This window comes from Flavobacterium sp. B330r (assembly GCF_056824325.1).
This window is the reverse complement of the sequence record NZ_CP124860.1, coordinates 5075577-5089476: the sequence shown is the minus strand read 5'-3', so window position 1 is coordinate 5089476 and position 13900 is coordinate 5075577. Positions and strand designations below refer to the sequence as shown.

The window sequence follows — 13900 nt, the reverse complement described above, 5'->3', positions numbered from 1 at the left end:
TCTACCTGTTTTTAAATTTTTTGTAAGCAATGGAAGTTTTTTAGGCGCAAAAAAAAAGGAAACAGCTTAATAGATGTTTCCTTTTAATTTTTAATATGTCTTTAAAAAATTATTTGCCACTCGATGCAGTAATCTTTCCTATTTGAAGTCTAAAGTCAGGTCTTTTTGCATTGTAAATGTCAACAAAAGTTTCCTTATTATCAGTTTGTGAGTACACATTTGAAAATATAGTATTGCCATACCAGTTTTCTAAATCAGAATTATCTGTTTTATTTTCTGTAAAGATGTTACCTGTACACTGGTTGAAAAACATTTCTTCAAATTTGATTTTCTTTAAGTTCTCACCATTTACTACTGTTTGGCTATCTAGTAAAACCGCTGGGTTGAATCCAGAAATCACACTTCTTTTAAGCTCTAGAGCGGCGTTGTCTGCTACGTAAACAGCTTCTTTTATAAGACCAGCCTGAATGTCGGCTTTGATATTTTCACTGTCATTTAAAAGAGTAAGGTTTGATGCAGAAACGAAAGTAGATTTTCTTGTAAAGTCTGTTTCGCTTTTCTTTTCATAGGCTTTCACTTCTAAACATCTAGAACCATCTCTGTTACTTGACAAATAAGAAGATCTAACTGCTAATGAATTATAAAGACGACATTGCGTTCCTTGCGTCATTTTAAAATCATCATTTATAGATTTGTACGAAACCAATTGAGAAGCATTAAGATCTCCGCCATAAAAAGCAAATGAATCACCTCCTGAAAAGCTCACCATAATGTTTTCCAATACCGTTTTGTTTCCAGCTCCTGCAACAGTTAGTCCATTAAAACTATCTGCTCCTTTTACTTTTCGGCCAGCAAATTCAATACGAATAAACTTTAATACTCCAGAGCTGCTAGCTGCATTGTCTCCTCCATATGCAGTAAGAGAAGGGTCAAGATCCATGGTATAAGAACCAGCTCCACCAAATTTATTGATAGGGGCATCTCCTAAAACTACAAGACCACCCCAGTCGCCCGCTTTTTTCATGCTAGCGTTTGAAGTGAAGATGATAGGATCAGTTTCCTGTCCCTCTGCCATAATTTTGGCTCCTTTTGTTATAATAAGAGTTCCTTTGCTTGCTGCATCGCCAATAATTACCGTACCTGGATCAATAGTCAGAACGGCGTTATTTGTTACATATACATTTCCTTGAAGGATGTATACATTTTTTTTCATCAGTTTGGTGTTCTGTGTGATATTTCCAGCCAGTATTTGGTTGGCATCTTTAGACTCCGTTTTCTGCGGTTTGAATTCTGTCCAGTTGTCCAGCCAGTTCGCATATCCGATAATTCCCTTTTCCTGCTGTGCGTTCACGCCTGCGGCAAGTAGCAGACAGATCATTAGAGTAATTTTTTTCATAGTCTTTGGGGCTATTTGTAATGGTATTTTTTTTGGCTCTTTTAAAACTGATTATAAAGTTTTTTTGCTTTCGTAATAACTGGAGATAATATATCTGATCAGCGACTAAAAGGAAATTTTAAATCTTTTTTCTGAAGAGCTTCTAACAAAAATAAGCAAAAAGATCAGACTTTGCAGGGCTTTACTAATATTTAACATTTGTTCAAGCTAAGCTTAATATGTGTAAGGTCTTTCATCCTTCAATATTAATTTAAGTTTGATTTTTTTAAGTTAAAAGCAATACATTTGATTTTATTCGAATTATAAAAATGGGATTAGATTACGATTATAGAATATATATTAGGAGAGAGAGGCTTAATAGAGCTTTAGAATTCATTTATGAGCATTCAGAAAAAGAGAGAGCATCATTTGAAATAATCAATGATCAGCTGTACAAAATTGACCGCTATGCTAATGGAGAAATATCCAAAACCTTACTTGAGAACTTAGGGATAAATCAGAGGGTAGATACTTGTATTTTAGTAGAAGAAGATCAGACGATAGTAGAATATTATCTGTATGATTTAACTCAAAATTACACACCCGATTCTGCTGATGAATCGGACTTTATTGATTTTTACAAAGGCACAGAGGGCAAATGGTGGATTGGTAATGTTGAAATTTACATTAATGACTATTCTTCAAAAATAGAGGATTGTATCGAACTTCAATTTTGGGCTGTCACTAGTGATATGAGTCGTCTTTTTGCTAAATCAAAATCAATTGACAAATACTTTAAAGAGTTTTGCAGAGCTACAGAAGCAGATTATGGTTGTATTTATATGGAAGACAGCGGATACAGACTTATATGGGCAAAGGGGAATGAATACAATCTGACAGTACCAATTCTCTGGAATAGTTTTGAAGAACATGGGTTTGTTAAAGTAATAGGTGACGTTTTAAAACTATAAAACATTTGAAAATAGTGCTGCAAAAGTTATCTTTGGTTGCATTAATATAAGATTCTAACGTTAAACAAAATTTAAATGGAAGTTGTAAATGAGAATTTAGTGTTTCTTACGAACAGGCATTGGCAAATCCTTTTAAAGGAAAAAAAATAAAATTGATCATTACGAAAGTTGCAAAAAGCTTCAAATTTCTATGAAGCTTTTTGTTTTTAATATTATTTCGTTAATAAAACTTGTATCCAACAATACTTTGAATTTTCTATTTAAGATTCCTTTTCAATAGAAGCTTGAAGCATTAGATAGTGAAGATCTTTATTCTGTACAAAGGGGTTCAGCAGTTCGCTTCCAGGACCATACATGGCCAATTCAACATAATCTCCAGAATGATCCATACTGATCCATCCTACATTATTATGCTTTTTCTGAATTTCTGAATAGGCTTTAAAAGGTAACTTTTTATAATTATACAGACCATCTTCCTGCTTTTCGAGGCCAGAATAGAAATCCTTTAGATGCTTTGCTTCATCATCTGTCAGGCTAATTTTATTGGTTTCTTTAATCCAATCCTTAATCTGCTGCAGATTGAAATCGGCATGAATAGAATTTAAAATGTATTCGTTGGTGTATTTATAGTCTGCAATGCTGTTAAAGTTTTCTTTTGCATTAGCGCCATAGATAAGTCCCGGATTTGCATTTCCGTGATCGGTTGTAATGATTACAAGGGTTTCTTTGTCTTTTTCGGCAAAATCTATAGCTGTTTTAACCGCTTCGTCAAAAGCGAGCTGGTCATGAATCAGCGCAGCAATATCATTGGCGTGCGCAGCCCAATCTACTTTTCCTCCTTCAATGAGTAATACAAAACCATTTTTATGGTCTTTCATCTGGTCAATTGCCGCAGCACTCATTTGAGCAAGTGTAGGTGTTTTTTGTAATTCTGGTATATTGTTTTGATCGATCGTGTAGGGAAGAGCTCCAATGGCGAAAACACCTAAAGTTTTCCCTCCTTTTTTAATGTTTTCTAGATCCGATTTTTCTTTTAGTACCTGATAGCCTTTTTCTTCATAGATTTTATAGATATCTTTTTTGTCTTTTCTTTTTGATGGATTGAAGAATTCATCGCCTCCTCCCATCATAACATCAAATCCAAGTTCGGCATACATTTCGGCAATTTCATTTTCGGCATTTCTGCTGTCCGAGTTCACACAGAACCCTGCGGGAGTGGCATGAGTAATGGTAACCGTAGTAACACAGCCTGCTTTTTTTCCTGCATTTTTAAACTTTTGCCAGATCGGAAGAAATTTTTCGCCATTTGGACCAATATTCAACACACCATTTTTCACACGATGCCCACCTCCAAAAGAAGAGCTCGCCGCCGCAGAATCTGTAACTGGAGAACTGGCAGAGGCTGTGTCCATTAAGGCTCTTGAGACTTTATTCTCTTTATAAAGATTAATCCACTCCGTATTTTTGCCTAAAACATGTTGAGAGTAGAGATCCGCCATCTGAAGTGTTCCACAGCTCATTCCGTCGCTGATCAGGAAAATGATGTTCTTTGCTTTTTTTGCTTTCTTACTTATGGCCTCCACATCGTTTGCTAGGATAACGGAAGGGCCAAGGGTGAATAGCCCTGCTAGTGCTGAGGAGCCTTTTAAAAATCTGCGTCTGTTCATTAAGATAAATTTAGTAAAAGGTAAAATAAAGACATTTTAAAATTTAATGCAATGATGTTGCGTTAAATTATTGTTTTGTTTTGATCTGAAGATATTATAAGAATTAGATATTAGAGTAAAATTAAATGTGCTTCCTATGGAAAATTACCATGAAATCAGGTATTTTATTTTGTATATGATGTCTGTAAATTTGTTCCCAATCAAAATAATCACAATGAAAGCCAATATTCCAAATAGTATTACATCAAAAAAAGGTGTTTTTTTTAAAAATGAGAAATCCAGTTTGTTAAAACAGCTTTTTTATGTACTGTTTCTGCTTCCATTTATGGCAGTCGGACAAAAAGCACTTGTTCCTGGCGGTAAGGACATCAATACAAAGTATATTAAGCCAGAAAAATCACTCTACACTGTTTATTATGTTAAAGGTACAGAGTGGAAGAATATGGGAGCATTAACTTATGACATTACTTTGACTAATAACCAACTGACGTTGAATAATACTTTTACCCCAAAAGACAACGGAGCTCCTACAACGCGTATTAGTACAGCAGATGCGCAAACGCTTAGAGCTATAAGTTATGCTGATGAGACTAAGAACGCAAAATTAAATCTGAACTTTGCTGAAATCATTACGGGTAATTACTATTCTAAGAAAACTAAAAAAGACAAAAAACTAAAGCTTCAGCCTAAAGAAGAATATTTTGACTTCAATTGGTCCGATCATTTAATTACGACTTTACCATTAGATGTAGGGTATAAAGCACGTTTTCCGCAGTTTTATTATAATGATGGGTCAGATGTGCTTGTTGAATATTATACTATTAAAGAAGTAAAAAGTTTTGTCTACAATTCTCCGAGAACAGGTAAGCACGAGACATGGCTTGTTTCAGTTTTGGAAGAGAGCACTAACGCTACTTATAATTATGCTATAGACAAAAAAGATCATCGCCTATGGCAACGCGAAATGTCTATGGCTAATGGAATGTGGGAAATTACAGTTAACGAAGAATTAGATTATCAGCCTATTAAAAACAAATTTAACAAGGAAGAAGTTGCAAAGCAAATCTCCAATGGTAATAGTGTTATAATTGGTACGGCCTATGCAAGATCTGACTCAGGTAAGAGATTGGGCGGGTTGGTGAATACTGCTAAGAAACAATATGCGCCAAGAGGTACAGAAATTACACTTTTTCCAAGTTCAGCTTATTATGAAGAATGGGCAGAGGTCAACAAGAAAATTCGCAAGCAAAATAAAATGCCAGAAGTGCCTTTGAACAGTGATTTCGGCTATTCTATCAAAAAAACTAAAGTATATGACGATCAAGGACATTTCGAGTTTATGGATTTAATGCCGGGCACTTATATTGTTATGGTTAGCTTTGATTTTACCAACTCCTATAATTATTCATACGTATCTGGATATACAAACTACTACAATTATTATGGTTATCAAGGTTCTACAACAAATTATGGTACAGCAAAACAATCCTATTCTGATAAAGCCAATATTGAGAAAAGGGTAACTATAGATAAGGATGGCGATAAAAAAGAGGTGAACTTGAAAGAGATTTAATTGAATAGCTAAGCAGTAAAGTAAGGAATCCCCGCTGAAAAGATTTTCCATTATATATGAATAGATAGAATTGAGGAAAGATTTTAAAAAAAAGAAACAGATTGTAGTTGTGCTATAATCTGTTTCTTTTTTTTATGAATACATATCTTGTTTATAAAGTAAGGTAAGCAGAATATTATTCGATTAATTATAGAATGCTTATGCTTTGTGGCAGCGGTTGAGTCCTAGTTTAGGAAAAGTGAGTTAAAAAAAATGGTTTCATTTTATAATTTGCAACATGATAAAACTTGTTTTATTATGTTAAAATGTTTTTGTAGGATAACTTTGAAACGAGTTAATGGATTATTAAGATTACAAGTGCTACATCATGAAAAATCCCAGAATGTAGCTGCCATGCAAACAATAATTATAAATTAAATCTTGAAATTATGAAAAAGTATCATTTGTTAGTTGTCGTTTTTTTCTTTTCGCTGGGAATGTCAGCACAAAGCGCCCAGTCATTTTTACTTAATTTGTATGGAGGGTATACCTTTTCTGATAGGGTAGACTTTGATTCCTCTTACGCAAAAGTAGAAGATGGTTTTGAATATGGTATAGGTTTGGAATATTTTATAATGGATAATGCTTCAGTAGAATTAAAGTATAACAGACTTGATACAAATATGCCTTTGTACACAAAGGTTGCTATAATTAATGGGGCTAACACTATTCCTGCAGGAACTCAGCTAAATGCGGGAGATGACAAAGGTGCCATCAATTATATATTAGCTGATTATACTTATTATTTTGGTTCAAGCTCCCAAAAGGCACTTCCGTTTCTAGGAGCAGGTTTAGGAGTTGCGATTTTAGAAACGCCAAAGAGCGGTAGCGGAACTTATTTTGCATGGGAAATTAAGGCTGGTGTAAAAGTAAAAACGAATTCACCATTATCAATTAATCTAAATGCTTATCTGCAATCAATGTCGGCTGCAGTAGGATATGATTATTATTGGGACTACTATTGGGGGCCAGTAGCAGTTACTGATTATGCATCAACATTTCAATTTGGACTTGGCGCTGTACTTAGTTACGATTTCAGTAAATAATAATTACTTCACTATATTGTTTAAAACAGCTTGAGAATTTCTCAGGCTTTTTTATTTATGCGAGTTGAGTGTTGCTTGCGCGGCGTATTGAAGCGATTTAATAATGAATTTATAATAGTTGCAGGAAAGTTATTTTCTGAAAAGACAAAGAAAATAGCTTTTTTTAAGCTGTGGATTCAATAAAAACGGATTTTATCAGGTGCTATATTTGCTTAAAAAGCTTGGAGGTAAGAAAAAGCTTTATTTGTGTAAAGAGATTTTTAAATTTAAATATTGTGTTATCAATGAGTTAGGAAAAAGTTTGGGAAAAGTTAGAAAAAAACTCATTCAGAATGCTTGGAAATCTAAATAAAGGCTCTATCTTTGCACCCCGCAAAACACGGAAAGTTCATTGGGAGGCTGGGAGGAAAATTGGAGAAAAGGGGATTGAAAAAATCTCGAAAAAAAACTTTAAATTTTTCTTGCAGGAAACAAAAAGAAGTTTTAGTTTTGCACCCGCTTTGAGAGATAAGCGAAAGACAGAAAATTACGTTCGTAGACATATTGAATTGACAGCCGTTCTAACAGAGATGTTAGAACAAAAAGAATAAGAGCAGTAGAATCGTAAGATTCGAAAAGAACCGATAGAAAGAGCATCGATTATATAATATTAAAATATACGATGAAGAGTTTGATCCTGGCTCAGGATGAACGCTAGCGGCAGGCTTAACACATGCAAGTCGAGGGGTAGAGGCTTTCGGGCCTTGAGACCGGCGCACGGGTGCGTAACGCGTATGCAATCTGCCTTTCACAGAGGGATAGCCCAGAGAAATTTGGATTAATACCTCATAGCATTACAGGATGGCATCATCCTGCAATTAAAGTCACAACGGTGAAAGATGAGCATGCGTCCCATTAGCTAGTTGGTAAGGTAACGGCTTACCAAGGCGACGATGGGTAGGGGTCCTGAGAGGGAGATCCCCCACACTGGTACTGAGACACGGACCAGACTCCTACGGGAGGCAGCAGTGAGGAATATTGGTCAATGGACGCAAGTCTGAACCAGCCATGCCGCGTGCAGGATGACGGTCCTATGGATTGTAAACTGCTTTTGCACAGGAAGAAACACTCCGACGTGTCGGAGCTTGACGGTACTGTGAGAATAAGGATCGGCTAACTCCGTGCCAGCAGCCGCGGTAATACGGAGGATCCAAGCGTTATCCGGAATCATTGGGTTTAAAGGGTCCGTAGGCGGTCTTGTAAGTCAGTGGTGAAAGCCCATCGCTCAACGGTGGAACGGCCATTGATACTGCAGGACTTGAATTATTGGGAAGTAACTAGAATATGTAGTGTAGCGGTGAAATGCTTAGAGATTACATGGAATACCAATTGCGAAGGCAGGTTACTACCAATTTATTGACGCTGATGGACGAAAGCGTGGGTAGCGAACAGGATTAGATACCCTGGTAGTCCACGCCGTAAACGATGGATACTAGCTGTTGGGAGCAATCTCAGTGGCTAAGCGAAAGTGATAAGTATCCCACCTGGGGAGTACGAACGCAAGTTTGAAACTCAAAGGAATTGACGGGGGCCCGCACAAGCGGTGGAGCATGTGGTTTAATTCGATGATACGCGAGGAACCTTACCAAGGCTTAAATGCAGACTGACCGATTTGGAAACAGATCTTTCGCAAGACAGTTTACAAGGTGCTGCATGGTTGTCGTCAGCTCGTGCCGTGAGGTGTCAGGTTAAGTCCTATAACGAGCGCAACCCCTGTTGTTAGTTGCCAGCGAGTCAAGTCGGGAACTCTAACAAGACTGCCAGTGCAAACTGTGAGGAAGGTGGGGATGACGTCAAATCATCACGGCCCTTACGCCTTGGGCTACACACGTGCTACAATGGCCGGTACAGAGAGCAGCCACTGGGTGACCAGGAGCGAATCTACAAAGCCGGTCACAGTTCGGATCGGAGTCTGCAACTCGACTCCGTGAAGCTGGAATCGCTAGTAATCGGATATCAGCCATGATCCGGTGAATACGTTCCCGGGCCTTGTACACACCGCCCGTCAAGCCATGGAAGCTGGGGGTGCCTGAAGTCGGTGACCGCAAGGAGCTGCCTAGGGTAAAACTGGTAACTAGGGCTAAGTCGTAACAAGGTAGCCGTACCGGAAGGTGCGGCTGGAACACCTCCTTTCTAGAGCCCTATGTGTTAGCAGCAATGCACGCTGGGGAAATAAGATGCCGGACTATGGTTTTGGAATCTGAGATTGTATTGCTCTTGCTGTTAATTTAAAAAAAATGATAAAATTAAGTAAAACAGAGTCTCGTAGCTCAGCTGGTTAGAGTACTACACTGATAATGTAGGGGTCGGCAGTTCGAGTCTGCCCGGGACTACTATTTAACTTAAAAAAAGGAAATTCTAGAGTTGAGTTCTTATGAATAATCATTCATAATTCATAATTCACAATTCATAATTAGATTGGGGGATTAGCTCAGCTGGCTAGAGCGCCTGCCTTGCACGCAGGAGGTCAACGGTTCGACTCCGTTATTCTCCACTGTCCCGATAAATCGGGAAAAAGTTCATTGACATATTGAGATAAGAAAATAATAAGAAAGTAGAAAGCGTTTTTTGCAATTTATTGCAAAAGACAAAACAAAACGGTCTTGTTTTAATTAACAAGATTGGTGCAATAAGCAAAATAAGGGCGCATGGGGAATGCCTAGGCTCTCAGAGGCGATGAAGGACGTGATAAGCTGCGAAAAGCTGCGGGGACTGGCACACACAGATTGATCCGCAGATATCCGAATGGGGCAACCCGCTATGTTGAAGACATAGCACACCGATAGGTGGGCAAACCCGCTGAACTGAAACATCTAAGTAGGCGGAGGAGAAGAAAACAAAAGTGATTCCGTAAGTAGTGGCGAGCGAACGCGGATTAGCCCAAACCAGTTATGTTACGGCATAGCTGGGGTTGTAGGACCGCGACATTTCATGCATGAGGAACCGGAAGCTTCTGGAAAGGAGCGCCACAGAGGGTGACAGCCCCGTATGGGCAACAAATGTAATGGATAGCGGTATCCTGAGTAGGGCGGGGCACGTGAAACCCTGTCTGAATTTGGCGGGACCATCCGCTAAGGCTAAATACTCCTGAGAGACCGATAGTGAACCAGTACCGTGAGGGAAAGGTGAAAAGAACCGTGAATAACGGAGTGAAATAGATCCTGAAACCATGCGCTTACAAGCGGTCGGAGCCCTTTCGTGGGGTGACGGCGTGCCTTTTGCATAATGAGCCTACGAGTTAACGCTGCTGGCAAGGATAAGTGGTTAAGCCATGGATCCGCAGCGAAAGCGAGTCTGAATAGGGCGCTTTAGTCAGTAGTGTTAGACGCGAAACCGTGTGATCTACCCATGGGCAGGTTGAAGCTGTGGTAACACACAGTGGAGGACCGAACCGGTTGACGTTGAAAAGTCTTCGGATGACCTGTGGGTAGGGGTGAAAGGCCAATCAAACTCGGAAATAGCTCGTACTCCCCGAAATGCATTTAGGTGCAGCGTTATTTTAGTTATATAGAGGTAGAGCTACTGATTGGATGCGGGGGCTTCACCGCCTACCAATTCCTGACAAACTCCGAATGCTATATAATGATTGATAACAGTGAGGGCTTGGGTGCTAAGGTCCAAGTCCGAGAGGGAAAGAACCCAGACCATCAGCTAAGGTCCCCAAATATATGCTAAGTTGAAAGAACGAGGTTTGTCTGCCCAGACAGCTAGGATGTTGGCTTGGAAGCAGCCATTCATTTAAAGAGTGCGTAACAGCTCACTAGTCGAGCGGACGAGCATGGATAATAATCGGGCATAAGCATATTACCGAAGCTATGGATTTGCATGTATGTGCAAGTGGTAGGGGAGCATTCTGACAGGGCTGAAGGTGTATCGTAAGGTATGCTGGACCGGTCAGAAAAGAAAATGTAGGCATAAGTAACGATAATGCGGGCGAGAAACCCGCACACCGAAAAACTAAGGTTTCCACAGCTATGCTAATCAGCTGTGGGTTAGTCTGGACCTAAGGCGAACCCGAAAGGGACAGTCGATGGCCAACGGGTTAATATTCCCGTACTTCTTATTGCTGTGATGGGGTGACGGAGTGATGAAAGCGCCGCGAACTGACGGAATAGTTCGTTAAAGCACCTAGCTATAGGGTCTCTAGGCAAATCCGGAGATCTTGGTGAAATGCGATAGTACTCGGAGTCTTCGGACAAAGAGATAGTGCGCCTAAGGGCTTCCAAGAAAAACCTCTAAACTTCAGGCAGTAAGAACCAGTACCGTAAACCGACACAGGTAGTTGAGGAGAGAATCCTAAGGTGCTCGAGAGATTCATGGCTAAGGAATTAGGCAAAATAGACCTGTAACTTCGGGAGAAAGGTCGCCAGCAGCAATGCTGGCCGCAGTGAAGAGGTCCAGGCGACTGTTTATCAAAAACACAGGGCTCTGCAAAATCGTAAGATGAAGTATAGGGCCTGACACCTGCCCGGTGCTGGAAGGTTAAGAGGAGATGTTATCTTCGGAGAAGCATTGAATTGAAGCCCCAGTAAACGGCGGCCGTAACTATAACGGTCCTAAGGTAGCGAAATTCCTTGTCGGGTAAGTTCCGACCTGCACGAATGGTGTAACGATCTGGACACTGTCTCAGCCATGAGCTCGGTGAAATTGTAGTAACGGTGAAGATGCCGTTTACCCGCAGTGGGACGAAAAGACCCTGTGCACCTTTACTATAGCTTAGTATTGACCTTGGATAAATGATGTGTAGGATAGGTTGGAGACTATGAAGCGGCGTCGCCAGGCGTTGTGGAGTCATTGTTGAAATACAACCCTTTGTTTATCTGAGGCCTAACCCCGCAATGTGGGGGACAGTGCTTGGTGGGTAGTTTGACTGGGGTGGTCGCCTCCAAAAGAGTAACGGAGGCTTCTAAAGGTTCCCTCAGTACGCTTGGTAACCGTGCGTAGAGTGCAATGGCATAAGGGAGCTTGACTGAGAGACATACAGGTCGATCAGGTACGAAAGTAGAGCATAGTGATCCGGTGGTTCCGCATGGAAGGGCCATCGCTCAAAGGATAAAAGGTACGCCGGGGATAACAGGCTGATCTCCCCCAAGAGCTCATATCGACGGGGGGGTTTGGCACCTCGATGTCGGCTCGTCACATCCTGGGGCTGGAGAAGGTCCCAAGGGTTGGGCTGTTCGCCCATTAAAGTGGCACGCGAGCTGGGTTCAGAACGTCGTGAGACAGTTCGGTCTCTATCTACTGCGGGCGTTAGAAATTTGAGTGGATCTGATTCTAGTACGAGAGGACCGAATTGGACAAACCTCTAGTGTATCTGTTGTCCCGCCAGGGGCACCGCAGAGTAGCTACGTTTGGAAGGGATAAGCGCTGAAAGCATATAAGCGCGAAACCCACCACAAGATGAGATTTCTTTTAAGGATCGTGGAAGATGACCACGTTGATAGGCTACAGATGTAAAGGCAGTAATGTCATAGTCGAGTAGTACTAATAATCCGTAAGCTTATGCACAAACTTTTCCCCCCGGGCAATCGGGGGGAGGAAACTTTCTAAAATAATGCTTATTTGTTTCTTTATCTCAGTATGTTAAAATATTGTTTAATTGATAATTAACAATTTATAATTGATAATTAATGATTAAAAGCTGCTTGCAGCGAATAGCCTTAAGGTGGTTATTGCGGCGGGGCTCACCTCTTCCCATCCCGAACAGAGAAGTTAAGCCCGCCTGCGCAGATGGTACTGCAGTTTTGTGGGAGAGTATGTCGTCGCCTTTCTTTTGAAAACCCTATCCAAATTGGATGGGGTTTTCTGTTTTTTATATGTTTTGGAAAACTTCCCCATGGCTGCTTATAAATAGATAGGTGCGTTAGTGATGGGAGCGGCATCCTTTTGCGGGGCACGAAGGGCTTCTTTTTCCCCTAAACATCCATCCGCAAAAGATACAGCGGACAGCACGGCCCAGAGGGAAACGCCATTGACATTAGAAACTTTTCTGTTATTAGTTCTCTTTCTATACTAATTATTGAATTGATGATTAATGAAATTTAGTATATTAGAACTACAAAACGAGATGCTATTAATTTAAATCAAACGAACCTATGAATGTCTATACTAATATCTTTTTGTCAATTGTAAGCATGCTGTTTTTCTCGGCATGTAGTGATAAAAATACTGCTAAAGAAGAAAATTCGGATTTAAGTTCTTATTTGAAAGATGGATCTACAGGTATAAAGACAGGAGGGGTAAAGATGATTGAAATTAGTACCCCGAAGGGGAAGTTTAAGGTCTGGACTAAGCGTGTAGGTAATAATCCAAAAATGAAGCTATTACTTTTAAATGGAGGACCAGGAGCGACCCACGAATATTTTGAGTGTATGGAAAGCTTTTTGCCTCAGGAAGGGATAGAGTTTATTTATTACGACCAGTTAGGAACAGGCAACTCTGATAATCCAAATGATCCAGTATTTTGGGATTTGGATCGTTATGTGGAAGAAGTGGAACAGGTGCGTATAGCTCTTGGTTTAGATAAGAGTAATTTTTATTTATTAGGTCATTCATGGGGTGGGATTTTAGCTTCGCAGTATGCATTGAAGTATCAACAAAATCTTAAAGGACTTATTATTTCAAATATGATGATGAGCGCTATTGACTATGATAAATATGCGGATACAGTGTTAGCAAAGCAGATGGATCCTAAAGTTTTGGCGAGGATTAGGGAAATAGAGAAAAATAAAGATTTTGAAAATCCGGAATACATGCAGTTATTACTTCCTAATTTTTATACTAAACACATTCTGCGTTTAGATGCTGATAAGTGGCCAGAACCTGTAAACAGATCATTTAGTAAAATAAATCAGTCTTTGTATGTGACTATGCAGGGGCCAAGTGAATTTGGATTGTCGGGAAAACTTGAGAAGTGGGATATTAAAAAAGAGCTTCCAAAACTTGTCGTGCCAACATTGTCGATAGGGGCAGAATATGATACCATGGATCCTAATCATATGAAATGGATTGCTTCTCAAGTGAAAAATGGCACCTATTTGTATTGTCCTAACGGAAGTCATATGAGCATGTACGATGATCAGGATGTTTACATGAAAGGTTTGATTAAGTTTATTAAAGATACAGATAATACGACCATTAAATAATACATTGACTATAGAATTGAAAGCTCTCATATTTGGGAGCTTTTT

At 39.7% G+C, this 13900-nt stretch carries 7 protein-coding genes, 2 tRNA genes and 3 rRNA genes; 10 read left to right on the top strand and 2 right to left on the bottom strand.

The window, feature by feature from the left end:
• Window positions 1-109: 109 nt before the first annotated feature.
• Entirely contained in the window at window positions 110-1396 is a 1287-nt protein-coding gene (locus tag QLQ95_RS22575; protein WP_095930420.1) for a hypothetical protein, read from the bottom strand.
• Window positions 1397-1704: 308 nt separating this feature from the next.
• Between QLQ95_RS22575 and QLQ95_RS22570 the strand changes: the two genes are divergently transcribed.
• A complete protein-coding gene (locus tag QLQ95_RS22570; protein ID WP_482501795.1) occupies window positions 1705-2346 on the top strand; it encodes a hypothetical protein in 642 nt (213 codons plus the stop codon).
• 260 nt (window positions 2347-2606) lie between these two features.
• Here QLQ95_RS22570 and QLQ95_RS22565 read toward each other — a convergent pair whose 3' ends face one another.
• Window positions 2607-4013: an alkaline phosphatase gene (locus QLQ95_RS22565; protein WP_482501794.1), complete on the bottom strand. Its 1407-nt coding sequence runs from the start codon at window positions 4011-4013 to the stop codon at window positions 2607-2609.
• 136 nt (window positions 4014-4149) lie between these two features.
• Between QLQ95_RS22565 and QLQ95_RS22560 the strand changes: the two genes are divergently transcribed.
• The 9 genes from QLQ95_RS22560 to QLQ95_RS22520 all read left to right on the top strand — a co-directional run bounded on the left by QLQ95_RS22560 (window position 4150) and on the right by QLQ95_RS22520 (window position 13855).
• The gene (locus tag QLQ95_RS22560; protein ID WP_320493881.1) at window positions 4150-5586 is read left to right on the top strand and encodes a DUF3108 domain-containing protein; all 1437 of its coding nucleotides are present in this window, start codon (window positions 4150-4152) and stop codon (window positions 5584-5586) included.
• 428 nt (window positions 5587-6014) lie between these two features.
• Window positions 6015-6671 (top strand): outer membrane beta-barrel protein, encoded by a 657-nt coding sequence (locus tag QLQ95_RS22555; protein WP_095930423.1) that lies wholly within the window; start codon window positions 6015-6017, stop codon window positions 6669-6671.
• Window positions 6672-7003: 332 nt separating this feature from the next.
• On the top strand, window positions 7004-7261 hold the full coding sequence (locus tag QLQ95_RS22550; protein WP_482501792.1) for a hypothetical protein: 258 nt from the start codon (window positions 7004-7006) through the stop codon (window positions 7259-7261).
• Window positions 7262-7329: 68 nt separating this feature from the next.
• A 16S ribosomal RNA gene (locus QLQ95_RS22545) occupies window positions 7330-8843 on the top strand.
• 126 nt (window positions 8844-8969) lie between these two features.
• Window positions 8970-9043: transfer RNA gene (locus tag QLQ95_RS22540), tRNA-Ile, on the top strand.
• Window positions 9044-9130: 87 nt separating this feature from the next.
• A tRNA-Ala gene (locus QLQ95_RS22535) sits at window positions 9131-9204 on the top strand.
• A 132-nt stretch (window positions 9205-9336) separates the two neighbouring features.
• A 23S ribosomal RNA gene (locus QLQ95_RS22530) occupies window positions 9337-12218 on the top strand.
• Window positions 12219-12371: 153 nt separating this feature from the next.
• Window positions 12372-12481 (top strand): 5S ribosomal RNA (gene rrf, locus QLQ95_RS22525).
• The 16S, 23S and 5S rRNA genes sit together here with 2 tRNA genes alongside, the layout of an rRNA operon.
• Before the next feature lie 324 nt (window positions 12482-12805).
• Window positions 12806-13855, top strand: a complete 1050-nt coding sequence (locus QLQ95_RS22520; protein WP_095930155.1) for a proline iminopeptidase-family hydrolase — start codon at window positions 12806-12808, stop codon at window positions 13853-13855.
• Window positions 13856-13900 lie beyond the last annotated feature (45 nt).

Excerpts from the sequence above, each read along its gene's own strand:
- QLQ95_RS22575 (WP_095930420.1), bottom strand. The coding sequence starts at position 1,396 with ATGAAAAAAATTACTCTAATGATCTGTCTGCTACTTGCCGCAGGCGTG.
- QLQ95_RS22570 (WP_482501795.1), top strand. The coding sequence starts at position 1,705 with ATGGGATTAGATTACGATTATAGAATATATATTAGGAGAGAGAGGCTT.
- QLQ95_RS22565 (WP_482501794.1), bottom strand. The coding sequence starts at position 4,013 with ATGAACAGACGCAGATTTTTAAAAGGCTCCTCAGCACTAGCAGGGCTA.
- QLQ95_RS22560 (WP_320493881.1), top strand. The coding sequence starts at position 4,150 with ATGGAAAATTACCATGAAATCAGGTATTTTATTTTGTATATGATGTCT.
- QLQ95_RS22555 (WP_095930423.1), top strand. The coding sequence starts at position 6,015 with ATGAAAAAGTATCATTTGTTAGTTGTCGTTTTTTTCTTTTCGCTGGGA.
- QLQ95_RS22550 (WP_482501792.1), top strand. The coding sequence starts at position 7,004 with ATGCTTGGAAATCTAAATAAAGGCTCTATCTTTGCACCCCGCAAAACA.
- QLQ95_RS22520 (WP_095930155.1), top strand. The coding sequence starts at position 12,806 with ATGAATGTCTATACTAATATCTTTTTGTCAATTGTAAGCATGCTGTTT.